This window comes from Corynebacterium yudongzhengii, assembly GCF_003065405.1.
Taxonomy (GTDB): Bacteria; Actinomycetota; Actinomycetes; order Mycobacteriales; family Mycobacteriaceae; genus Corynebacterium; species Corynebacterium yudongzhengii.
The window spans coordinates 1,750,792-1,774,180 of the sequence record NZ_CP026947.1 but is presented as its reverse complement, the minus strand read 5'-3'; the positions used below and the strand labels follow the sequence as shown (position 1 = coordinate 1,774,180).

Annotated in this window: 18 protein-coding genes, 1 tRNA gene and 1 pseudogene; 8 read left to right on the top strand and 12 right to left on the bottom strand. The window is 64.0% G+C overall.

Annotation, left to right across the window (positions count from 1 at the left end; translation table 11 throughout):
* Positions 1-2: 2 nt before the first annotated feature.
* Together C3B44_RS08250 and C3B44_RS08245 are read left to right on the top strand one after the other, a co-directional pair.
* Positions 3-1,649 (top strand): solute symporter family protein, encoded by a 1,647-nt coding sequence (locus C3B44_RS08250; protein WP_108431959.1) that lies wholly within the window; start codon positions 3-5, stop codon positions 1,647-1,649.
* Positions 1,650-1,721: 72 nt separating this feature from the next.
* A complete protein-coding gene (locus C3B44_RS08245; protein ID WP_108431958.1) occupies positions 1,722-2,585 on the top strand; it encodes a phosphoheptose isomerase family protein in 864 nt (287 codons plus the stop codon).
* On the opposite strand, the gene C3B44_RS08240 is transcribed toward C3B44_RS08245, so the two are convergent.
* On the bottom strand, positions 2,582-3,547 hold the full coding sequence (locus C3B44_RS08240; protein WP_108431957.1) for a DUF1906 domain-containing protein: 966 nt from the start codon (positions 3,545-3,547) through the stop codon (positions 2,582-2,584). The two genes, C3B44_RS08245 and C3B44_RS08240, sit on opposite strands and share 4 nt — an antisense overlap.
* A gap of 1,750 nt (positions 3,548-5,297) precedes the next feature.
* Between C3B44_RS08240 and C3B44_RS08235 the strand changes: the two genes are divergently transcribed.
* A complete protein-coding gene (locus C3B44_RS08235; protein WP_146183461.1) occupies positions 5,298-6,329 on the top strand; it encodes a hypothetical protein in 1,032 nt (343 codons plus the stop codon).
* Here the strand turns inward: C3B44_RS08235 and C3B44_RS12085 are convergent.
* Positions 6,292-6,807 (bottom strand): IS5 family transposase, encoded by a 516-nt coding sequence (locus C3B44_RS12085; RefSeq protein ID WP_235840418.1) that lies wholly within the window; start codon positions 6,805-6,807, stop codon positions 6,292-6,294. The two genes, C3B44_RS08235 and C3B44_RS12085, sit on opposite strands and share 38 nt — an antisense overlap.
* On the bottom strand, positions 6,791-7,186 hold the full coding sequence (locus C3B44_RS12080) for an IS5 family transposase (RefSeq protein ID WP_235840412.1): 396 nt from the start codon (positions 7,184-7,186) through the stop codon (positions 6,791-6,793). Before C3B44_RS12080 ends, C3B44_RS12085 begins: the two co-directional genes overlap by 17 nt.
* Before the next feature lie 116 nt (positions 7,187-7,302).
* Here C3B44_RS12080 and C3B44_RS08225 point away from each other — a divergent pair, with 116 nt between their 5' ends.
* Positions 7,303-8,103 (top strand): hypothetical protein, encoded by an 801-nt coding sequence (locus tag C3B44_RS08225; protein WP_235840413.1) that lies wholly within the window; start codon positions 7,303-7,305, stop codon positions 8,101-8,103.
* Positions 8,104-8,149: 46 nt separating this feature from the next.
* Here C3B44_RS08225 and C3B44_RS08220 read toward each other — a convergent pair.
* Both C3B44_RS08220 and C3B44_RS08215 read right to left on the bottom strand, forming a co-directional pair.
* Positions 8,150-9,078: pseudogene (locus C3B44_RS08220) on the bottom strand (DUF1906 domain-containing protein).
* 263 nt (positions 9,079-9,341) lie between these two features.
* Positions 9,342-9,833 (bottom strand): hypothetical protein, encoded by a 492-nt coding sequence (locus C3B44_RS08215; RefSeq protein ID WP_108431954.1) that lies wholly within the window; start codon positions 9,831-9,833, stop codon positions 9,342-9,344.
* A 36-nt stretch (positions 9,834-9,869) separates the two neighbouring features.
* On the opposite strand from C3B44_RS08215, the gene C3B44_RS08210 reads away from it, so the two are divergent.
* Entirely contained in the window at positions 9,870-10,199 is a 330-nt protein-coding gene (locus tag C3B44_RS08210; RefSeq protein WP_108431953.1) for a hypothetical protein, read from the top strand.
* A 930-nt stretch (positions 10,200-11,129) separates the two neighbouring features.
* On the opposite strand, the gene C3B44_RS11680 is transcribed toward C3B44_RS08210, so the two are convergent.
* Positions 11,130-11,561, bottom strand: a complete 432-nt coding sequence (locus C3B44_RS11680) for a hypothetical protein (protein WP_159077384.1) — start codon at positions 11,559-11,561, stop codon at positions 11,130-11,132.
* Positions 11,562-12,084: 523 nt separating this feature from the next.
* Positions 12,085-12,828 (bottom strand): sortase family protein, encoded by a 744-nt coding sequence (locus C3B44_RS08200; protein ID WP_108431952.1) that lies wholly within the window; start codon positions 12,826-12,828, stop codon positions 12,085-12,087.
* Between the two features lie 1,196 nt (positions 12,829-14,024).
* Between C3B44_RS08200 and C3B44_RS08195 the strand changes: the two genes are divergently transcribed.
* Positions 14,025-14,615, top strand: a complete 591-nt coding sequence (locus C3B44_RS08195; protein WP_108431951.1) for a hypothetical protein — start codon at positions 14,025-14,027, stop codon at positions 14,613-14,615.
* A gap of 956 nt (positions 14,616-15,571) precedes the next feature.
* On the opposite strand, the gene C3B44_RS08190 is transcribed toward C3B44_RS08195, so the two are convergent.
* Positions 15,572-15,644 (bottom strand) — tRNA-Arg (locus C3B44_RS08190).
* A 94-nt stretch (positions 15,645-15,738) separates the two neighbouring features.
* Here C3B44_RS08190 and C3B44_RS08185 point away from each other — a divergent pair.
* The gene (locus C3B44_RS08185; RefSeq protein WP_108431950.1) at positions 15,739-16,023 is read left to right on the top strand and encodes a cg0963 family protein; all 285 of its coding nucleotides are present in this window, start codon (positions 15,739-15,741) and stop codon (positions 16,021-16,023) included.
* An 18-nt stretch (positions 16,024-16,041) separates the two neighbouring features.
* Here C3B44_RS08185 and C3B44_RS08180 read toward each other — a convergent pair whose 3' ends face one another.
* Genes C3B44_RS08180 through C3B44_RS08165 form a run of 4 tightly spaced genes read right to left on the bottom strand, consistent with a single transcriptional unit; the run spans position 16,042 to position 18,420 of the window.
* A complete protein-coding gene (locus C3B44_RS08180; RefSeq protein WP_108431949.1) occupies positions 16,042-16,293 on the bottom strand; it encodes a mycoredoxin in 252 nt (83 codons plus the stop codon).
* 3 nt (positions 16,294-16,296) lie between these two features.
* Positions 16,297-16,809 (bottom strand): dihydrofolate reductase, encoded by a 513-nt coding sequence (locus C3B44_RS08175; RefSeq protein WP_108431948.1) that lies wholly within the window; start codon positions 16,807-16,809, stop codon positions 16,297-16,299.
* The gene (locus tag C3B44_RS08170; RefSeq protein WP_108431947.1) at positions 16,809-17,612 is read right to left on the bottom strand and encodes a thymidylate synthase; all 804 of its coding nucleotides are present in this window, start codon (positions 17,610-17,612) and stop codon (positions 16,809-16,811) included. The genes C3B44_RS08175 and C3B44_RS08170 overlap by 1 nt, the downstream gene beginning before the upstream one ends.
* 43 nt (positions 17,613-17,655) lie before the next feature.
* On the bottom strand, positions 17,656-18,420 hold the full coding sequence (locus C3B44_RS08165; RefSeq protein ID WP_108431946.1) for a 3'(2'),5'-bisphosphate nucleotidase CysQ: 765 nt from the start codon (positions 18,418-18,420) through the stop codon (positions 17,656-17,658).
* 37 nt (positions 18,421-18,457) lie between these two features.
* Between C3B44_RS08165 and C3B44_RS08160 the strand changes: the two genes are divergently transcribed.
* Positions 18,458-23,242: an Lhr family ATP-dependent helicase gene (locus C3B44_RS08160; protein WP_108431945.1), complete on the top strand. Its 4,785-nt coding sequence runs from the start codon at positions 18,458-18,460 to the stop codon at positions 23,240-23,242.
* The last annotated feature ends 147 nt before the right edge of the window (positions 23,243-23,389 follow it).

The window sequence follows — 23,389 nt, the reverse complement described above, 5'->3', positions numbered from 1 at the left end:
CCATGAATGATCCGATGATCCTCGCGCAGAGCCTGGATGCGGGTAACCCCATCCTGAACATTTCCGTCTTCATTGCCTTCATCGTGGTGACGATGTACTTCGTCACCCGCGCGGGCAAGACGACGAAGGAGGCCGGTGACTTCTACACCGGTGGTGGTCAGTTCTCCGGTACCCAAAATGGTCTGGCCATCGCCGGTGACTACCTCTCGGCGGCCTCGTTTCTGGGTATCGTCGGCGCGATCGCGCTGAACGGTTATGACGGCTTCTTGTACTCGATCGGCTTCTTCGTCGCCTGGCTGGCCGCCCTGTTGCTGGTCGCCGAGCCGATGCGTAACGTCGGCCGCTTCACCATGGCGGACGTGCTGTCTTTCCGCCTGAAGCAGAAGCCGGTGCGCGTGGCGGCGTCGATTACCACGCTGTTCGTCTCCCTGTTCTACCTCATCGCCCAGATGGCCGGCGCCGGTTCGCTGGTCTCCGTCCTGCTGGATATTCACGACTTCTTCTGGCAGGCCCTCGTCGTCGGCGTGGTCGGCATCATCATGGTGCTCTACGTCATCATCGGCGGTATGAAGGGCACCACCTATGTCCAGATGATCAAGGCCGTCCTGCTCGTCGCCGGCATCGTCGTCATGACCGCGCTCGTGTTCGTCGCCGTGCGTGGCGGCATGGGCGAGCTGCTGGAACGCGCCGTCGGCATGCACGCCGACTCCGAGTACCTCAGCGAGCAGGGCTACGCGGCGGGCGAGCTGCTGGAGCCGGGCCTGCAGTACGGCGGCACGCTTGTCGACGACCTCGCTTTCATCTCCCTCGGCATGTCCCTGGTGTTGGGCGTGTGTGGCCTTCCGCACGTGCTCATGCGCTTCTACACCGTGCCGACCGCCCAAGCCGCCCGTAAGTCCGTGACCTGGGCGATTATCCTGATCGGTTCCTTCTACCTGATGACCCTGGTCCTCGGCTACGGCGCCGCCGCCCTCGTCGGGCCGGATGCCATCCAGGACGCGCCGGGCGGCGCCAACGCGGCGGCGCCGCTGCTGGCCCTCGAGCTCGCCGGCCCGATCTTCATGGCCGTGATCGCCGCCGTCGCGTTCGCCACCGTGCTCGCCGTCGTCGCTGGCCTGGCCATCGCGGCCTCCGCCTCTGTGGCACACGACATCTACCACGCTGTGATCCGCAACGGCGAGTCCACCGAGGCCGAGCAGGTCCGCGTCTCGCGCATCACGGTCGTGGTCATCGGTGTGGCAGCCATCATCCTGGGCATCCTCGCGATGGAGCAGAACGTCGCCTTCCTGGTGTCGCTGGCCTTCGCCATCGCCGCGAGTGCCAACGTCCCGACGATCCTGTACTCCCTGTACTGGAAGCGCTTCAACACCACCGGTGCGGTGGCCTCCATGTACACGGGCCTGATCTCGGCGCTGGTGCTGATCTTCTTCTCCCCGTCGGTCTCCGGTTCGCCGACCGCCATGATCCCGGATGCCGACTGGGCGTGGTTCCCGATGACCAGCCCGGGCATCGTCTCGATCCCGCTGGGCTTCTTGGCTGGTATCGTCGGCACCTACCTGGGCAAGCCCGACAACCTGCGCGCCCTGCAGGCCGAGATGGAGGTTCGCTCCATGACCGGCGTCGGCGTGGAGGCGCCCGTCGACCACTAAGCGCGATCTAGCTATGAACGAATAGCCGTCGGTTCCAGCAGACTGGGCCGGCGGCTATTACGATGTGTACCCGTGTCCAGTAATCGCCGTTTCCGCAGCACCGCCCCCACGGTGCTGTTGAGCGTGCTGTTGATCGTCGCGCTGGCGCTCATCCCCGTCGCTTGGGTGCAGGGCAGCCAGAACGCGGAGGCGGAACCCTTCACCGAGCGCCCGGTGAGCACCACGACGTCGACCGTGACCTCCGAGGTGACGAAGACCGCGTCAAAGAAGTCTTACTCTGAAGGTTCAGAGGAATCCGGTGCTGGTGGCGCGGACGACAGCGTTGTCGATTTCGTCGAGAACGCCACCGGTTCCCAGGCGACCTTCGTGCGGCTCTCCGACGGCGAGCACATCGGTACCGCGACGGAGCGCTTCGCCCGCCCAGCGTTGAGCCTCATCAAGCTGTACATGGCCGAATACGTCCTCGAGCACGGCGACAAGGAGGATCGCTACGACGCCATCAAGATGATCAGCGACTCCAACGACCGCACCGCCGAGGAGCTCTACGATAAATACCCGGAGTCCATCGACCATGTCGCGGACGAATACAACCTGATCTCCACCCGGGGTGCTAAGCGCTGGGGCGAGTCGACGACCTCCACCTATGATGTCGTGCAGTTCATCGCCGCGCTGCTGGAGAAGGACCCCTCGCACCCGATCCTGGTGGCGATGACCCTTGCCGACGAAGTCGCCGCCGACGGCTACGACCAAAACTTCGGCACCACGGTCCTGCCCGGAGTGATCGGCACCAAGTGGGCCTGGTCGGATGACCGCAGCCTGCACTCCTCGGTGAGCTTCGGCGAGGGCTGGGTGGCGGCCGCCGCCGTGACCGGCTCCGCGGAGGATCTCACCGAGTTCGTCGAGGCCCAGATCGAGGAAGCAGCCTCCGACGACTAGTTCAGCCGGCTGGACAGCTGGCTGGCGATGTCCAGGCCACGCTGGATCTGCTCGCTGCTTATCGACGAGCCGTTAATCGTCACACTCGGAATCGAACTAGAGTTGCTCGGGTTGCTGGGCTGGCTTGGCGTGTTCGGCTGGCTTGGGGCGTTCGGCTGGCTTGGGGCGGGTGCTGCCGGCTGAGTATTCGTGCGCTTGCCGGGCTGCCACTGTCCCCAATCGGCCTGGTAGACGCGGTTGATATCGACGCCCACGCCGTCCACCTGGTCTTTGTCGATGCGCTCCTGGTGGAGGTGTACCTGCGGGTGCAGGCGCCCGTTGGAGCCCCAGTTGTGCTGCCAGTAGTACGCGCCGATACCGTCCTGGATCGCCCAGTTGATGGTGCTGTAGTTGCCGTAGATGCCGAGGCGGAGATCGGCCGCGGCGAGCCGCTCGCGGAAGGCCTGCAGGTAGGGGCGGATCTGCTGGTCGTACTGTGCGCGGGTGGGGTTGTCGTCGATGGCGACGTAGATCGGCACGCCCTTCGGCCCGCCAGCGGCTTCGTGCAGGGAAATCGCCTGCGGGGCGTGGGTGGCCGCTGCCGCCGCGCCGCCATGCCAGTCGGCGCTATCGGCCTTGCCGTACTGGTAGACGCTGGCGACCGACAGGCCGTGCTCGGCGAAGTCGCGCGTTTCCTTTAAGGTGACCGGCTTGCCGAGCATCCACGACTCCGCCCCCGGCCGCGGCCGAGAAACGTAGCGCACCGCGCCCATATGCCCGGCCCGCTTCACTGCGGCCGCCGAGGGCACGCCCGCCGCGTAATCGATCACGGTCCCCAACGCCCGGTTTTGCGCATAAGCCTGAGGCTGCACGCGGGTGGTCACAGCACCTGCGGCGACCGCAATCGCGGCGGCTTTCAACAGGCGCCGGCGGGAGAGAAACTGCTTATCGATGCTCACGGCGGGCTGACTCCTTTGCTGCATGGCAGGGGAGTGCCGTCTTGTCACATACTCCCCACTGATGACATCTCGTAACAATAGTCCCACGCGGTGGGCGATGCTAGGGGAGAGGCGATGCTTGGGGATTGTCTGGTGGCATGTGTGCTGGGTCTTATTCGAAAAGGAGTTCGTAAATGCTTGTAGGAAGAAGCTTGAAGGGGGCGTCCTTTAAGAATTTGTGCACGGAAAATGTCCCGAATTTCCGTCCCTCAAGGTTCTTCCTTTAAGCATCTGTGTTCGAGTGTGTCGGACGCGGTTTGTTGGTGGCGCTTCTCCGGGAAGGCGGTAGCCCTGGTTTCCGGGTAAGTGGTAGCAGCCATCCGGCCCTGTTTACTAAGCTCTAGGCCCTGGCGGCGCAGCAGGCTTTCCGCCCGCAGGGTCCGAGCGTGGTGGCATCGGTGCTCGCCGCACTGAAAAATCGGCAACGGGGACGCTCGCAAGGGGTAACCGACGGAGGTTTTTACGCACGTGCGTAAAATCCGGTCCGTACTATGCGGCGGCATAGCCGCGTAGGTGGGTTTCCTAGCTCAGCACCCCTAGTCGGCGGTCCTGTAATTCTTTTCCGCCCGCGTGTTCACGGGGGTCGATTTGCCGGCTCGGTGAATCAGGTCATCCCGGTAACTGCGAGGAGGGGCCATGTGATCCAACCCGGCACGCTAAGCAGGCAAGCGAGCAGGGTCATGAAGATCATGACGTTCGCTAAGTGGGCGGGCCTATTCCTTGCCCTCTTTCTCGTCTATCCGGCCTTTGCGAGTATTCAGGAAAGGATGGGAGATTCTACCGACAATCCACCCGCACCCTAAGAGATGTCCACGAGATCCGGCAGGGCAGGCATTCATACAGGAAGCGCACTGTAGGCGGGCTATCTTATAAGCGCCCCAGGCAGGATTCGAACCTGCGACACCCGCTTTAGGAGAATCGGGGTCACCTCACTGACTATCGGAAAACCGCAGGTCACCTAGATCACGTGGGCCATGACAGGCCATCCTGACCACGGGGACCGGCCCCGCCGGGACCACCACGGGACCACGCCAGGCATGAGAGGAACGGACATCTCATGTCATCCGCAAACCATTCTTACGACCGCGTCCGCGTCACCAACGCCGGCGTCGACCACGCCGCCGACAAGTTTATCCCCGCGCCGCCCACAAGCAGCGACGCGACCACAGCGACCAACGCGCAGCGCCGCGAAGGAGCGACCGCCGACGGAGGGTGCGGCGCGAACGGCCGTCAGGCCGCAGCGCAAGCCGCAAGTGCAACGACCCCGACCGGCAGCGACGCACGCGGCGCAAGCAACGGGAGCGACGGAAGCAGAGCGATCAGCGCAGTGGGCGTTCCCCCGAAGGGGGAGAAAGGCACCGGTGCTGGCAAGCTTGATAGTAATAGGAGTTACTGCGTGGAAACCGCTGGACCAGCGGAAACGAAAAGCAGTATTTCGGACATTCACCGACGCCGTCGAGTTCGTTATGTCGCTCGTGCCGCGCTTTGGGGAGCGAGCACAATGCGTGGAGTGCGACAGTGCGGACGGATGTTACGCCTGGACCCTGACAGTGGTGCGCCCGCTGCGGACCGGGTCGGTATCCGGCGTGGCCAGACTGGGGCAGGCTACTCGGGACTTCTGCACTGCGGTAGCGTCTGGGCCTGCCCACGATGTTCCGCGGTGATTGCCATGAGGCGTTCGTTGGAGATTGGCGCGGCGCTGGACCAAGTGCGACGAACCGGGGGACAGGCATGGATGGCTACACTTACGGTCCGCCATCACGCCAGCCACAGCCTGGACCAAGTCTGGGAGGCTGTTTCGGCAGGCTGGCGAGAAGTGGTGGGCACGCACGCCTGGACGGGAACTAAAGCGCGTACGAAGCGCGTGAAGGGCAAGTTGTACGAGTACCCGGAGAAACAGGGGGACCGGGACCGGCTTGGTATCGGTGGAACCATCCGTGCTGTGGAAGTTACATGGGGTGATCCGAAAGAAGGCGGCAGTGGTTGGCACGTCCACATTCACACGGTGATCTGTTCTTATCGCCCGATCTCTGAGGCCGTGACCTGCCGTGTCGTTGCCGACCTTCTGGACATTGACGTCGACGACGTCACTGACGTTCATCGTCAGTTTGTGGCGGGTGGATACCTCGGTTATAGCTGGTTTTATCGCTGGACCAAGGGGGTCGTCAAGGCCGGGATGCCGACCCCCGGTTCATCCGGTTTTGATCTACGTCCCGTTGACGACGGGGGAGCTGATTTTATCGGTAGCTATCTGCAGAAGGCGACGATGGACGTGGCCGCGAAGATTGGCGCGGAAGTCGCTGGAGGTGTGAACACTAAAGAAGCGCGGGGGAGAAACATCACTCCCTTCGAGTACCTCAACGACCTAGTGGAGAGTGACAACGTCCCGCGCTGGTTTTGGAAGAATCCGCGCACTTGGGATGCGTGGCTCGAAGATGATGGCCTCGCCGTCGCTGACATGGAAAACGGTGAGGTGAACACGGTGAGCATCCCCGCCCACTGGCGTATCTGGCTCGAATGGGAACAGGCCAGCAAAGGGAAGCGGCAAATTTTATGGTCTCAACGGACTGATGACGACGTAGCGACCGCCCGGCAAAAATGGTGGAATGAGGTCCTCGACGCCCGTGGACGAGAGCAGACCGATCAAGAGATCGCGGACCAAGAGCTTGATGGCGGTCTCGTCGCTGAAATCCACTCATCGACGTGGTGGCGTCACATGGTGCATCGCCCTAGAGCGTGTCTGACAATTTCCGCAGCCACATCATGACCGCGACGGCCATCACGCCCGCCCGGTAGACGAGTGCGAGTTTGTCGAACCTGGCGGCCAGGCCTCGCCACTGTTTGAGGTTGCCGAAGAACCGTTCCACCACGTTACGGCCCTTGTAGGACTCGGCGTCGAAGGAGGGCGGCCGCCCACCCTTCGAGCCTTTCCGCCTGCGGGCCGCGATGACGTTCTTCTTCTCCGGGATGGTTGCCGTGATTCTGTGTTCGCGCAGGTATCTGCGTACAGCCCGCGACGAGTAGGCCTTATCCGCCCGGAGTTCATCGGGCTGGGTGCGCGGGCGGCCCACTGTCCTGGGCACCCGCAGGCGTTCCAGCAATGGGATCAATACCGGGCAGTCACCGCGCTGACCTGCGGTCAGGATGATGGTCAGGGGTAGCCCGTGACCGTCGACCAGGGCGTGGATCTTGGTGGACAACCCACCCCGGGATCGGCCGACCGCGTGATCAGGCGGCTCGGCCAGGGGGTTGTTGTAATTCGACGAAGCCCCCTGTGACCCGCGTGATGTTGGTGGCGTGCTGGTGCGCCCGGTTGATCGTGGAATCCACCGACACCGACCAGTCGATTAGGCCTTCGGCGTCAGCCTGGGCGATCATACGCTCGAGGATGACATTCCAGGTGCCGTCTCTGGCCATCCGGTTGTGCCAGGTGTAGACCGTCTGCCAGGAACCGAAACAGTCCGGCAGATCCCGCCAGGGGATGCCCACCCGCAGGCGGTAGAGGATGCCTTCGAGCATCTGCCGGGGATCGGAGAAGGGTCGGACTTTTCTGCCCGTACGACGAGGTAGGAGGTCGGCGACCATCTCCCACTGGGCATCAGTCAACAATTGGAAACGCGACACGGGAGCCAGGATCCCATGCCGTGCTTTCCCTCAATTGTCAGACACGCCCTAAGTATCCGAGGCGTGCGCGCCGCCGTTTTCCCGCCCTGGGGGTCAGCCTTGCGCTGATCCTAACCGTGGCGACGGCCGCGATCCCGATTGTGTGGGCGCAGGGCGCGACCGCCAGTAGCGAGGACGAAGAACGCCCGTTGTCCGCGACCATCGTAACCGCGCCGGCGGCCGACGAGGAGGAACCCGTGCCCGCCCCGAAGCCGGATGTCCGCGAACCCGACGAGTTTGGCGGCGATCTGCCCGAGCTGGAGCCCACCGAGGTGGACTACGAGGAAAATTGGGACGGCGCCCAGGCGACGTTCATCAACTTGGAGACGGGCGAGATCACCGGAACCGCGACGCAGCGTTTCGCCCGCCCGGCGCTGAGCCTGATTAAGCTCTACCTGGCTAACTACGTCCTCGACCACGGAAAGCCGCAGGAGGCGACGAGCGCGCTGGAGATGGTCAGAGACTCCAGCGACCGCACCGCCGAGAAGTTGTTCCGCAAGTACCCCGACGCCATCGACCACGTCGCCGAGGAATACGGGTTGTCGTCGACCAAATCGGGAGACCGGTGGGGAGTGTCGCGGACCTCGACGTACGACGTGGCGATGTTCATCGCGGCGCTGCGCCAGGACAATCCGGCGCATCCCATCTTGTTGGCGATGGCGACGGCCGACTCAGTGGCGGCCGACGGTTACGCGCAGGACTTCGGCACGGTGGAACTCGACGGCGAGATCGGCTCGAAATGGGCGTGGTCGGACGCCCGCGACCTGCACGCCTCCGTCAGTTACGGCGACGGATGGGTGGCCGCCGCGGCCGTCAACGGCACCGCAGACGAGCTGACGGAGTTCGTCGACGCGCAGCTCGCCGGCAAGATGGACTAGCGGTTCTCGGCCGCAAGCTGGCTGCCGAGCGTTATGCCCCCCTCGGCTAGCGTAGGTGCTGCGCGAGCTGCGCGGCGATGTCGGCGCCCTGCTTGATTTGTTCGCCGGAGACGGACGAGCCGTTGATGTTGATGTCCGGGATGCTGGAACCGTCCGCGCCCGACCGGGTGCCGGTCGCCGGTGTCGGCGCCGGCCGGTTGTTTTCCTGCCGGGGCGGCGCGGGATGGGCTGCCGCGCCGGGCTGCCATTGGCCCCAGTTGGCCTGGTAGACGTTGTTGATGCCCACGCGCACGCCGCCGACGGTGTCTTTGTCGATGCGGACCTGGTGCAGGTGGATCTGCGGGTGGATGCGGCCGCCCGAGCCCCAGTTGTGCTGCCAGTAGAAGTCGCCGAGGCCGTCGGCGATCGCCCAGTCGATGGTGCTGTAGTTGCCGTAGATCCCCATGCTGTAGCCCGCGGCCGCGAGGGCTGTTTCGAAGGCGGCGAGGTACGGCTTGATCTGGTTGGTGTACTGAGTGCGCGTGGGGTTGTCGTCGACGGCGACGTAGATGGGCACTCCGGTCGGACCGCCGGCGGCGGCGTGCAGGGCGATGGCCTGCGGCGCGTGGACGGTCGCTCCGGCGGCACCGCGCAACCAGTCGGCGGTGTCCCTTTGCCGTACTGGTACACGCTGGCGGTGTAGAGCCCTTGGGCCGCGAAGTCGCGGGTTTCGTTCAGCTTCACGGGCTTGCCGGTCATCCAGCTTTCGGTGCCCGGCCGCGGCTGGGAGACGTAGCGGACGGCGCCCACGTGTCCGACCGCTTTCACGGACGCGGCACTGGGGACGCCGGCGGCGTAGTTGATCACGGTGCCCAGAACGCGGTTTTGCGCGTGGGCGCGGGGGAGGGCGCTGCTGCCGACGGCGCCGGCGGCGAGCGCGATGCCGGCGGCTTTCAAGATGGAACGGCGGGAAAGGATGTGCTTATCGTCGGTCACGGGCCTGTGGACTCCTGTCAGTGCTGGAGATGCAGGTAGAACACATGTATCCCAATCTAAACAACTGCTTACTCGAGTCTCACTGACAACAGCTGGCTAGGTGAGGGGGGAAGGAATCTGCCGGCAGCGATGCGCGGCGAATCGCCGAAGCGATGTTGCCGCCCGCCGCCGCGCTGGCCGGAGACGCGAAAAGCGCCTCCGCCCCTGGTTGGGCGGGAGGCGCTCGTCGGTGGCAACTGGTGTCACAGAGGGGCTTTCTCGGTTTAGGCGAGGAAGCGGCGCGCGGCGAAGGCTGCGGCGCCGATCAGTCCGGCGAAAGCGAGGGACGCCAGGCCGACGGCGAAGGCGTTGCTGCCGGTGTTGGCGCTGATGCCGCGCTCGTCGTCGTGGGCGGCATCGTCGTGGTCGGCGTGAACGGCTGCGTCGTGTCCGTCCTTGCCGGCCGGGGTGTCGGCGACGGGCTTGGCGTGCTCGGCGGTGTGCTCGTCCGGGGTTGCTTCGGCCTGCTTGATGACCTCGTCGGCGTTGTCTTCGAGCAGCTTGTCGGAGACGGTCTTTTCTTCCTCGGTCGGGGTCTTGTGGATGCGGTCCTCGGAGGAGACGTAGGTCGAGCCGTCCTGGTTCAGGAACCAGTAGCTGGAACCGATCAGGAGCAGCGCCGGCAGCAGGAGACCGGCGGAGGAGCGGTCGGTGCCGGTCTCGCCGTTGCCTTCGTCATCGTTGTCGTTGATTTCCTCTCCAGGGACGGTCACCATTGCACATTCGGCGTAGGCGCCGCTCCAGGGTCCTGGATGGAAGTAGCTGAGCACGTAGGTGCCAGGCTTGATCTCTTTGTTGAAGTTGAGGGTGTCACCTTCGACCGCTCCGAAGGCGTCGCTGATGAAGTAGGTGTTCTCGTACTCTTCATCTTCGGGGTCGAACAGCGTGACGGTTTGCCCCTCCTCCGGGTAGCAGTTTTCTGGCAGGGTGACAAGGCCATCCCGGGTGGCGGTAGTGGGGTGCGGGAAAAGTCGCTCCAGTTGTTTCCGAACTCGTACGGGCCGTCCTTATCGATTGGTTCGCGCTCGGGGCCAGTGCGTTCGACGCTACCGTCGTCGTTCACCGTGATCGTTTCCCAGTAGTAGTCGGCTGCTAGCTCGCCGCTGCCGTCACGTACTTCGATTCTGTAGTCGCCGGATTCGCTCGGCGGGGTGAAGGTTAGGCTCGCCCTGCGCTGATCACGCGTCAACTGTCCGTCTAGCGGGGTTGTTCTACCGGTTTCGTCGATGGTGACCCAAGATTTTCCGAAATCGCCGACGTAGTGGCTGTCGCAGGAAATGCGAAAAGTTGCCGTGTATTCGTCGGTCAGTGCGCCTGCTGCCGGTGCAACTGCGAGTGCGAGTGCGCCAGAGGTCAGCGCGGCAGTGGTTACCTTGCCGATGTGCTTCATGTGCTCTTCCTTCCAAGAGTATGAGAATGGTCTGGCGTACTCCTTGCGGTAAACACCAGTAGTCGCATTAGTCACATAGGAAACATTGGTTGTTTCTTATCGCGCGTGTCGCACAAGGTTTTCTGAACTGTTTCTCTGTCTCTTAAAGGCTTTATCACAGAGGCTGTCATTCGAGGTGGAGGTAACGATGGGACTTGCTGTGGGGGGATCGGCGGGGTAGCGGCATCGTTCAAGTGTTTGACCCTTCGGTGCGGGGATCAAAGGGGAGCGGTTTCGGGGAACTACGGGTTTGAATTTGGGGTCCCACGGTTGAAATGCTCGCTGTCATGTCTGGCTAGCGCTCACAGGTTCGCCGAACAATGTGTGCCGGTCGGGGCTCGACAGCTGTAATCCTGGTGGATTCTGGAGCTGAAATGACGACTGTGTGGCAGAGATTTTTCGAGCCCGATTTACTTTGAACGGAACTAGCGAGGGTCTGCCGTCGACACTCTTCACACTGGGGCAAGTCCACGCGGGTAAGCTCTTTGCGCCGGGAAATCAGGAGGTGAAACGCGAAAACGCCACCGCCCCGAGCGTGGGGAGGTGGCGTTTAGTTAGCGCCGGTTAGCGCCGCCGGATCTTTTTAGGCGAAGAAGCGGCGCGCTGCGAAAGCGGCGGAGCCGATCAGGCCGGCGAGAGCCAGCGCGGCGACACCGACTGCAACGGAGTTGTTACCGGTGTTGGCGCCGATACCACGGTCGGTGGTGGCGGCAACTTCGTCAGCGTGGTCGTGCTTCTCGGCGTGGTGGTGGTTCTCGGCGTGGTGGTGGTTCTCGGCGTGGTGGTGGTTCTCGGCGTGGTGGTGGTTCTCGGCGTGGTGGTGGTTCTCGGCGTGGTGGTGGTTCTCGGCGTGGTGGTGGTTCTCGGCGTGGTGGTGGTTCTCGGCGTGGTGGTGGTTCTCGGCGTGGTGGTGGTTCTCGTCGTGGTGGTGGTTCTCGTCGTGGTGGTGGTTCTCGTCGTGGTCGTTGTCCGGCTCGTCAATTATGACGGTGGCCTCGTCGCATTCAAAGGTCACGGCCTGGTACGCAGGGTTGTAGATTCCAAAGGTGTATTCTCCTGCTTCAGTACCTTTAGGAATGGTGAAGGTTACATCCCAAGGCCCCCGGTCGCCTTCGGCTTCGATGTCGATGTTAGACAGTTGGACTCGACCGTCTGATTCGTAAATATGGTCCAGTTCGTCCAGTTCGTGCAGGAGAAATCCAGTTCGGTCTTGGTGATGTACGATTCTATCCGGAAAGCAGCTGGGGGGAAGGGACAGCGTGTGCTTCTGGCCTGCAACCTGGGTGCCTGCTGCCGGTGCGACTGCAAGGGCGAGTGCGCCAGAGGTCAGCGCGGCGGTGGCTACCTTGCCGATGTGCTTCATGTACTCTTCCTTCCAAGAGGGTAAAAATGGTCTGGCGTACTCCTTGTGAGTAGCAACGCGTCTAACACTATACACATCGATGAAGAGTGCAAGGAAGTTACGAGCGGTTCTCAAATATTTTGAGTGAAGATAATTCCAAACAGATAACAGGTTGCTTATATGGAGGAAACGTCTGTCACGCGGCCACGTCGACGAGACCGGCATATTCCCAGCCCACGACGGCATTTTCGAGAGACGGGGCGAACGGGTTCAGCGGCTGCACACAGCTAATCGTCAGCAAGCGACCGGGTGTGGGTTCACTACCCCATATTTCGGTTGATTGTGCGAGCACTTCTTTCTGAGGTGTGTGCAAATCGGTGGCGCGGTAAGACAGCCATTGATCGCCGGAGGTAACTGTGCGAACGAGCAATTCGTCGCCGATTTCGACGGTGTGCTCGTCGGCGTCACCGTCGTAAAGATCGTCGAAGACACCGGGAACTCCTGCGCCGGTATGGCCTGCGAGGACCACGATATCCTCGGCGTCGCTACCCGGAAGAGAGTACGGCTTGTCGTCGGAGGTGTATGCGCAGGCTAGGTCCATGGTCACTGGATCGATCAGCCCGTCTTTTACCCGACAGGGACCCGACTCGAAGCCGGCGTGCATGTCGAGGCTGGGTATGTACATCTCCACAGGTGCGGAGGTGTCCACGTAGCCGCCGGCGGGCCCGACCTCCGGTTCTTCCGCGACGTTTTCCGGGGTGGCGGGAGGTTGTTCGGCGGCCTCTTCAGTCGGTGTGCTGGACTGCTGGAAGAGGGCAAACGCCGCGCCCACTGCGGCGATCACAGCGATCGTCGCAACAATCCACAGCATCGGACGTCGGGGCTGCGTGGTGTCGTCGTCGAGATCGGCATCGTCGACTGGTTGCGAATTAGTGTTCATTTCTCGCGGTTTTGTCCTCTCGAGCTAGGGTCCTGATCCGCGGTGGGCGGGGTGGTGAGTAGGTGCCAAAGCGTAGCAGAGGAGTCTGTGAACGCCTTCCAGATGGCTTTATTGAAAACAAAACCCGCCTGCGGAGGGTGTCGGTGGTGGCGGCCGGGGGTGCGATCGGGTGTGGCGTGGTCTGGTGGCTTCTGGTTTATGGCGGGCTGGTGTCCAGTGGTTCCCTGCGCTCTCGGCGGCGCCGCTCTGGGGGCTGTTTTGTATTGTTTTATTCCACGCAATACCGTGTTCTTCTGAATTGAAAGGTCATATTTTCAATAGAGGTTCGGGATAATTTTCCTTGAAAAGTGCTTAAAGGCAGAAACTAGTTTGTTGATTTGAGCACCTCTCGTGAAGGGGCATTGGTTGTCTCTTCGAGGGAGTTCGTGCTGACTGCCGATCTTGAAGGGCGTGGGTAGGAGAGAGTCGGGGCGGATAGCGTCGGGGAAGTCCGTCGTATAGACGGTTGCTGGACGCGGTGCCGAAACAATCGCAGCCAGGCCGGGTTAGTGGCGCCACGCCGATCGGCAAGGGGGCCGCACACGTTGTTCGAGGTTTATCTGCGCACGGCCGAGGTGAAGTTGGCGGCTGTGTACGTCGGCAAGCGGCAGCCGTCGGTGGGGTGGCAGGGGCGTGGATTCGGAAAATGGGTACTAGCCAGTGGGTGGAACCCCACTGTGCTTGCGTAGGTTCTCTGCTGAATCCACGTGTGATGGTGCCCAAAATGGTTCCCAACACCGGTAAGAGCGCTCGGCAGAGCAGTCTCCTCCGGCTGGCTGATGTCCAATCTGTCCACCGGGAGAACCGCGTGCCCGTGCTGTGTGAGTTCGGTAGGCCTTGGGCGGTGATCGCCGTTTTCGGCGTGCTCGAGATCGCGGGCGGGGCTGCGTCGAGAAGCTCTGGCGGTCCGTGAACTCGTTGGGGCGGGTCCAGTGCGAGGAAAGTGAAAACGCCACCGCCCCGAGGGAATGGGGAGGTGGCGTTTAGTTAGCGCCGGTTAGCGCCGCCGGATCTTCTTAGGCGAAGAGGCGGCGAGCTGCGAAAGCGGCGGAGCCGATCAGGCCTGCGAGAGCCAGCGCGGTGACATCGAGGGAGATGGAGCCGTTGCCGGTGTTGGCGCCGATACCGCGGTCGGTGGTGGCGGCAACCTCGTCAGCGTGGTCCTGCTCGTCGGCGTACTCGTGGACGGCCTTGGTAGCCGGGGTGTCGACGATCTTCTTGGCGTGAACCGGAGCCTCCTTGGCCGAGACCTCCTTGGCCTGCTTAGCCGGGGCTTCTTTGGCCTGCTTGACGACCTCGTCAGCGTGTTTCTCGAGGAGCTTGTCGGAGACTTTCTTCTCTTCCTTGGTCGGGGTCTCGTGGACGCGGTCCTCGGAGGAGACGTAGGTCGAGCCGTCCTGGTTCAGGAACCAGTAGCTGGAACCGAGGATGAGCAGACCCGGGAGCAGGAGGCCAAGACCGGAGGAACCCTTCGGCTCCTTCTTGTCCTTGTCCTTGTCGCCCTTGCCTTCGCGGTCCTTGTTCTTGTCCTTGCCGGAGTTGCCTTCGTTGCCCTGGTTGTCCTGGTTGCCCTGGTTGTTTTGAGCGGTGGTGCCGAACTGCTCGACGACGGCGCTGTCAACCGAAACCGCCGGTTCAGTGTGGGCTCCTGCTGCCGGTGCAACTGCGAGTGCGAGTGCGCCCGAGGTCAGTGTGGCGATGGCGACTTTTCAGATGTGCTTCATGTGCTCTTCCTTGCAGACGTATGAGAATGATCTGGCGCACTCCTTGTGAGTGGCACCTTGTCCAACACTAAATACATCGAAGAATTATGTAAGGGGGGGGTTACGGGCGACCCTCAGATATTTTGGACTAAAAATTAGTGTGGAAAAATGGAAGATACTTATGTAGGTAAAAGGGTTGCGCGCGCGAAACGCGGTGGCGTCTCGGGAATTCCAGTACACGGCCATATTTTCTAAGGGTGAGTGGATGGGCATCGTGGCTGCATGAACAGTCGTTTCCGCGTTTTCGGCCCGGGGGTAGGGCCTGCTACCTCTGTAGTTGCCGGTTACGCGGTAACTACTTTTGGGGGTAAATATTGAGTGCCGGGCCGATTAGCCAAACGCTACTTACCGGAGCAAACGGCGGGGTAACGGAAATTCGATGCTGACATGCGCCGTGTGTTCGGCGTCGCGACTTAAGCAAGACGTGCTTCGTCGTTGCACAAGAACACGAACGGCACACCCGCCGTTACCCGACCTCAGTGTCCGCTCTGAAGGATGTATGCGGGTGCTTTCCCGCAAGTGGGCGGGAACCGGGGCAGCTACACGTCGAAACTTAATCGCAAAAGGACGAGCGCCGAGGAGTCGACCGAATTCGAGGATGCCTCCGGCTCGATCCGTGTTTGACGGGCAACCGTTGTCTTCGCCCGGGTGCCCGTAATCCGGGCGTCCCATTGCGCCGGCAATCCTTCTCTGCCTCACCGGAGAAATTCTTTCCTCCGAGAAACGGGCGCGCCCCGTGGTGCGCGGGATCGGAGATTATCGAGCACAGATAATACTTCCAAGAGCTGCGCGAGGGCCCGGGCAGGATCACGTCGAAAAGCATCCGAACCCACGTAGATTATTCGCCGTATTCATGGGGCCGGACCACGTGCCGGCCGGTGGGCTAACTGTCAACCATGTCGCGACGGATAGTGTCAACAATATCCCGACTGATCGCAAAGCGCCCCAGGCAGGATTCGAACCTGCGACACCCGCTTTAGGAGAGCGGTGCTCTATCCCCTGAGCTACTGGGGCCGTGCTCGCTCAGGGTACCCGACGGATGCGCGTGAGCGAAAAACCACTAGTCTGGAAAGGTCAGTTACTTAGGGAAGTGAAAGGAACCCTCCCCATGAGCTCTCAGCCGACCTTCACCGATGTCCAGCGCCGCGAGATCTTTACCGAGATCATCACGAAGGATGGGGTGCCGGCTTTGGCCGTCGAGAAGCGCCTGCCCGGCGGTTCCTCGAAGCGCCTCCTGCTGCTCAACAAGGTTGATGCGCAGCAGATGATCACGAAGCTGGACAACTTCCTCAACGAGATTTACGCCCAGGAGCTCGCGGGCGTCAACGCCACGCTGTCGCCGGCCGACATGGTGGCGCTGTTCGGTGAGGATCCCGACGATTACGCCGTCTAAGAGCCGTCTAAGCGCCCTTTAAGCCTCTTCGAGCTCGGCGATCTTGCGGCGCACCGCGGAGGCTGCCGGGTTCGTGGCGTAGGTGCCGTCGGAGTACTTGACGGTGGGCACCACGCGGTTGCCGTCGTTGACCGACTCGACCCACTCGGCGGCCTCGGGGTTTTCCTCGACGTCGATGACGTCGTAGGCGTGCTCGGTGCGGTCGAGGCGCTTCTTCAGGTTCGCGCAGTGCGGGCACCAGCTGGTGGCGTAAATGGTCACGTGGGACATGACTTAATCGTCCTTCCTTAGGTAGGTCTCGAAGCGATACGTTACTTCTCCGGCGATCCCTTCCACACTACCTTTCGCGGAGCTCAGCGGTCCCGCCACCTCGGTGCGCTCAAATTCTGCGGGGATGGCTGGGGCGTAGACGGGATCGTCGATAAGCCCCGCCAACTCAGCTTCGATGACGGTGACCTCCAGGCGATCCACCAGATCCAGCGTCGCCGCGTAGAGCTGGCCGCCGCCCATGATCCAACCGGAGTAGTCGGCGACCTCGGACAGGCTGATCACTTCGGCACCCGCGGACCACTCGCCGGGAGCGCGTGAACTCACAATGAGATTTTGCCGGCCGGGCAGCGGACGGAAGCGCTCCGATAGAGAAAACCAGGTGTGGCGCCCCATGATCACGGGATGATCGAGGGTGGTCGTTTTGAAATGCGCGAGATCTTCCGGGATGTGCCAGGGCATCCCGGTGCCGTCGCCAATCACCCCGTCGGCGGACTGCACCCAGATAGCCCCCAGCACTAGACCGACACCTGCGCCTTGATCGTCGGGTGCGGGTCATAGCCTTCGACCGAAATGTCGTCGAAGGTGTAATCCAGAATCGAGGCCGCCTTGTTGAGCTTCAGCTGCGGATACGGGCGCACCTCGCGGGAAAGCTGCTCGCGGACCTGCTCGAGGTGGTTGTCGTAGATGTGGCAGTCACCGCCGGTCCAGATCAGCTCACCGACCTCGAGGTCGGCCTGCTGGGCGAACATGTGCGTCAGAAGCGCATAGGAGGCGATGTTGAAAGGCACGCCCAAGAACATGTCCGCCGAGCGCTGATAGACCTGCAGGCTGAGACGGCCGTCGACGACGTAGAGCTGGAACAGCAGGTGGCAGGGCAAAAGCGCCATCTCGTCGAGTTCCGAGACGTTCCACGCCGAGACCAGGTTCCGACGCGAATCCGGGTTCGTCTTCAAAGTCTCCACCGCGCGGGTGATCTGGTCAATGTGCTCGCCATCCGGGGTCGGCCAGGAACGCCACTGCACGCCGTAGATGGGGCCGAGCTCACCATCGTCATCAGCCCACTCGTTCCAGATGCGGATGCGGTTGTCCTGCAGCCACTGTACGTTCGACGAGCCGGATAAAAACCACAAAAGCTCGCCGACCACAGCGTGGAAGTAGACCTTCTTCGTGGTCAGCAGGGGAAAGGCCGAGGAGAGGTCGTAGCGGATCTGGCGGCCGAAGACGCTGCGGGTGCCAGTGCCGGTGCGGTCGCCCTTCTGTGCGCCGTTGGTGTAGACGTCACGCAGCAGGTCCTCGTAGGGGGAAAGGGTATCGCTCATGACTCTACACCTTATTCAAGACTGCTAGCGCAGGTAAGACTGCCTACTTCAGAAACGACCCGTGCTCATCCAAGTAGTCGGAGGCGAGGGAGAGGATGTCGTCGGCGAGTTCGGGGCGGCAGATGAGCAGGTCCGGGATGTAGGTGTCGCGGTTGTTGTAGCGCAGCTCCTCGCCGTTGAGGCGGGAGGCGTGCAGGCCCGAGGCCAGCGCCACGCCCACCGGCGCCGCCTGGTCCCACTCGTACTGGCCGCCGGCGTGGATGTAGGCGTCATGATCGCCCAAGAGTACGTGCATGGCCTTCGCGCCCGCGGAGCCGAAACCTTCGGAGGTAAAGCCCAGTTTCTCGGCGATGTGGTTGGCCACCTTCGGCGGGCGGTTACGCGAGGCGATGATCTTGCGGGCGAAGGGCCCCTCGACGTGGCGGGCGTCCGAGGAGGAGAACACCACACCTAGATCCGGCAGCCCCACCGCGGCGTGGGTGGGCCGGCCGTTTTCGACGAGCGCGATGTGCACCGCCCAGTCCTGGCGGCCGGTGGCGAACTCCTTCGTGCCGTCGAGCGGGTCGATGATCCAGACCCGGTCCTTGGACAAACGCTCCGGGTTATCGGCGGCCTCTTCGGACAAGAAGCCATCGTCGGGACGGTGCTGGGCGAGCACGCGGGCGATCCAGTTCTGGGCGAGGTCATCGCCGGCCTCGCCGAGGTCACGGCCGCGGAGCAAGCCCACCCCGCGGACACCCTTAAGAATCTCGCCGGTGCCCTGTGCGAGCAGGTCGGTCAGCCTGGAATCGGAGTACTGGGCGGTCATGAAAAACAGTCTAGCCACACCTATTAAGTTGGGCAGCATGACCGAACAGATCCTGGACCGCTTCCGCCCGCAGGTGGCCGGCTGGTTCCGGGACGTCTTCACCCAACCCACCGAGGTGCAGGCCCGTTCTTGGCAGGCGATCTCGAATGGCGAGAACGCTCTGGTGGTCGCGCCGACCGGCTCGGGCAAAACGCTCGCGGCGTTTTTGTGGTCGCTGAACTCGCTGGTCGAACGCGCCGGCCAGCAGGCGCTGCCGGTAGGCAGCCCGAGCGACGGCTCGGGCCCCGGTCGCAGTGGAGGTGGGGTCAAGGTGCTCTACATCTCGCCGTTGAAGGCTTTGGGTGTCGACGTCGAAAACAACCTGCGCGCCCCCTTGACCGGAATCGCGCGCACCGCGCAGCGGCTCGGCCTGGATCTGCCGGATGTGACGGTGGCGGTGCGTTCGGGGGATACGTCGGCGTCGGAACGCGCCCGCCAGCTGCGCCGCCCGCCGGATATCCTCATCACCACCCCGGAGTCGGCCTACCTGATTCTCACCTCGAAGGCGGCCGGCATCTTAGAGGACGTCGATACCGTGATCGTCGACGAGATCCATGCCCTAGCCGGCACGAAGCGCGGGGTGCATCTGTCTTTGACGCTGGAGCGCCTGGCGAAGGTCGCCGGCGAGTTCCAGCGCATCGGGCTCTCGGCCACCGTGCGCCCGCTGGATACCGTGGCGAAGTTCTTAGGCGGGGACCGGCCCGTCGAGATCATCGCCCCGCCGGCGCAGAAGCGCTGGGACCTCGCGGTGCGCGTGCCGGTCGAGGACATGGCGGATTTGCCGGTACCCGAGCAGGGCTCGACGATCGGCGAGGCGGTCATCGGCGACCCGCTCGGCCTCGCCGAGCCACTCGAGCAGGACCCTGCCGAAGGGCCCAGCAGAACCGATACCGCCGAGTCCGCGCTGCCACAGCAGTCGTCGATCTGGCCGTTTATCGAGGCCGACCTCTACGACGACGTCATGGCGCACAGCTCGACGCTCATCTTCGTCAACTCCCGGCGCACCGCCGAGCGCCTGACCAGCCGGCTCAACGAGATTTGGGCGCAGCAGAACGATCCGGAGGCGCTGTCGGCGCCGCTGCGTCGCGACCCGGCGCAGCTGATGAAGTCCATCGATGTCGCCGGCAAGGCCGACGCGGTCATCGCCCGGGCGCATCACGGGTCGGTGTCGAAGGATGAGCGCGCCGAGACCGAGCGCCTGCTCAAAGAGGGCGCGCTGAAGGCCGTGGTGGCCACGAGCTCGCTGGAACTCGGCATCGACATGGGCGCGATCGATCTGGTGGTCCAGGTCGAGGCGCCGCCGTCGGTGGCCTCCGGACTGCAGCGCGTCGGGCGCGCCGGGCACGAGGTCGGCGCCGTATCGCACGGGATCATGTACCCGAAGCACCGCTCGGATCTGGTGCAGTCGGCGGTCGTCGTCGAGCGCATGCGCGCCGGCGCGATCGAGGAGCTCAAGGTCCCGCAGAACCCGCTCGACGTGTTGGTGCAGCAGGTCGTCGCCACGGTGGCGGCCGGAGATATCACCGCTGACGACCTTTTTGATCTCGCCCGCCGCGCCTACGCCTATCGCGACCTGCCGCGCGAGGTCTTCGACTCCGTGATCGACTTAGCCAGCGGTGTCTACCCCTCGACGGACTTCTCCGATCTGAAACCCCGCGTCGTCTACGACCGCACCACGGGGTTGCTCAGCGCTCGGCCCGGTGCGCAGCGCGTCGCGGTGACTAACGCCGGCACGATTCCCGATCGCGGCATGTTCGGCGTCTTCCTCGTCGGCTCGACGGAGGAGGGCGCTGGGTCCGGCTCACCGCGCCGGGTGGGCGAGCTCGACGAGGAGATGGTCTATGAATCCCGAGTCGGCGACGTGTTCACCCTGGGCGCATCCAGCTGGCGCATCGAGCACATCACCCGCGACCAGGTCCAGGTCACCCCCGCCCCCGGTCACACCGGCCGCCTGCCGTTTTGGAGCGGCGACGGCCCGGGCAGGCCCTATGAGCTCGGCAAGGAGCTCGGCGCTTTTCGACGAGCCGCCCACGCCGGCACCGCCAACACCAACGATCTCGACGAGAAGGCCCGCACCAACCTTAGGCAGTTCTTGGATGAGCAAGCTGAGGCGACCGGGGTGCTGCCGGACGAGAAGACCCTCGTGCTTGAGCGCTTCCGCGACGAGCTCGGCGACTGGCGCGTCGTGTTGCACACCCCGTTCGGCAAAGGTGTCAACGCAGCGTGGGCGCTCGCCGTCGGCCACCGCGTCAACGAGACCACCGGCATGGACGCCCAGGCCGTCGCCGGCGATGACGGCATCGTCATCCGCCTCCCCGAGGCCGACCGGGAGCCGGATGCCTCGCTTTTTGTGTTCGACGCCGACGACATCGAGCAGATCGTCACCGAGCAAGTCGGCGGATCTGCGCTGTTCGCCTCCCGTTTCCGGGAGTGCGCGGCCCGCGCGCTGCTGTTGCCCCGGCGCAATCCCGGCAAACGTGCCCCGCTGTGGCAGCAGCGCCAGCGGGCGGAGCAGCTACTCGACGTCGCCAAGCACTACCCCAGCTTCCCGATCATCTTAGAAACCGTTCGCGAGTGCCTGCGCGATGTCTACGACCTGCCGGCGCTGACCGAGGTCATGCAGGAACTCAGCCTGCGGCGCATCCGCGTCGCCGAGGTCACCACCGACACCCCGAGCCCTTTCGCCTCGTCGCTGCTGTTCAACTACACCGGCGCGTTCATGTACGAAGGCGATACCCCCGCCGCGGAGAAGCGTGCCGCGGCGCTGGCGCTGGATCCGGCGTTGCTCGCGAAGCTGCTCGGCACCGTGGAACTGCGCGACCTGCTCGATCCCGGCATCATCGCCGAAGTCCACGACCAGCTGCAGTGGCGCCACCGAGCGCGCAACCCGGAGGAGGTCGCGGACCTTTTGCGTATCGTCGGCCCCGTCGAGGCCGCGAGGATTGGCGAACACACCGCCTTCGAGACCACGGCCGCAGAGCTCCTTAAGATCCTCGACGGCCGCATCATGAGCGTGCGCATTGGCGGGCGTGACCACCTCGCCCAGGTTCCCGACGCGCCGCTTCTGCGCGACGGCCTCGGCGTGCCCGTCCCGCCGGGCGTGCCGGCGCAGACCGCCACGATCACCGACGCCCTCGAGCAGCTCATCAGCCGCTGGGCGCGCACCCGCGGGCCTTTCGTGCTGCGCGAGCTCGCCGACGCCTTCGGTCTCGGCGCCGGCGCCGCCCACACCGCGCTGCGCCCGCTTCTCGACGCCGGCAAAATCGTCGAAGGCCGCTACCGCCAGGGCATCGACGAGCCCGAATACCTCGCCAGCGAGGTGCTCAAGGTCATCCGCTCGCGCTCGCTGGCGGCGGCGCGCTCGCAGACGCGGCCCGTGAGCCAGTCCGCGTTCGCCCGTTTCCTCACAGGGTGGCAGCAGGTGGCGGCCGTCGATACGCGTGCCGAACTCGCCGGCGCCGACGGCACCTTCCAAGCCATCGAACAACTCGCCGGGCTGCGCCTGCCGGCCAGCGCGTGGGAGACGCTGATCCTGCCGGCGCGCGTGGGCAATTACTCGCCCGCGCATCTCGACGAACTCACCGCCTCCGGCGAAGTCCTCGTCGTCGGTGCCGGCCAGGCCGGCAGCCGCGACCCCTGGATTATGCTGCTGCCCGCCGACATGGCGCCTTTCCTGCTGGATACCCCCGAAGAACCGACGCTGTCGATGACCCAGCACGCCATCCTCGAGCGCCTCAGCGGGGGAGGGGCGTTTCCCTTCCCGGACTTAAGCCGCGATCTCGCCGCCACCACCGACGAGGTGCGCGAAGCGCTTTGGGGGCTTATCGACGCCGGCCTCGTCGCCCTCGACAGCTTCGCCCCGGTGCGCGCCCGGCTCGCGGGCGGGAGTTCTAGCGGTGGGCGCACGGCGCATCGGGCGCGGCGCCGGCCGGCGCGCTCGCGGGTGCGCATGGGCCGCGCCGGGATCCCGCGCCAGCAGATCCCGCCGGATATGGTGGGCAGGTTCTCGCTGGTCGATACGCCTGCCGACGACGCCACCGAGCGCTCCCTCACCCGCGGCGAAAGCTGGCTCGAGCGCTACGGCGTGGTCACCCGCGGCTCCGTCGTCGCCGAGAACGTCCCCGGCGGCTTCGCCCTCGCCTACAAGGTGCTCAGCGAATTCGAGGCCGCCGGCAAGGCCCTGCGCGGCTACCTGATCGACGGTCTGGGCGCAGCGCAGTTTTCGACCCCCGCCATCATCGACAGGCTGCGCAGCTACTCCGACAGCCCGGAGGTGAGCGGGTGGCCGTCGGGAAGCCAGGACCCGGCCGTCTACGTCCTCGCCGCCACCGACCCCGCCAACCCCTATGGCGCCAGCCTGGCCTGGCCGGAGAAGGGGCCGAGCCGGGCGGCCGGCGCGCTGGTCGTGCTTATCGACGGACTCCTCGCCGCCCACCTCACCCGCGGCGGCAAGACACTGCGCACATTCTTCGACGGTCTGCCGGACGGCCTCCCCGTTGAGCGCGACGGGCTGCTGGCGATGGTGATCGCCGCCCTGCAGGCGGCGGTGGCGAAGAATGCGTTGTCGGCGCTGGTCATCGAGAAGATCGACGGTGAGGCGGTGCTGCAGTCCGCGAAGCTCGACGTCATGCGCCGCGCCGGCGCCACCATCACCCCGCGCGGGGTGCGGATCTCCGCGAAGTCCGCGGCTCCGCGGGTAAGCCGGCGCGGGCGAAGCGTCTCGGAGACTATCGAAAAGCTGGCGGATGCGGAGGCTTCGCGGGGCTTGAGCTTCGACGATTAGGAGCCGGTGTTGGGCTCGCACGCACTTGTTTCACAGGTACTGACCAGTTATACTGTGCGTTGACACCAATTAAAGCAGGGTTGTTACTTCCCTTTCAGGGAAGGCAAGACCTGGGGTGAAACACACACGTGCCTCGCTCCGGGTCTT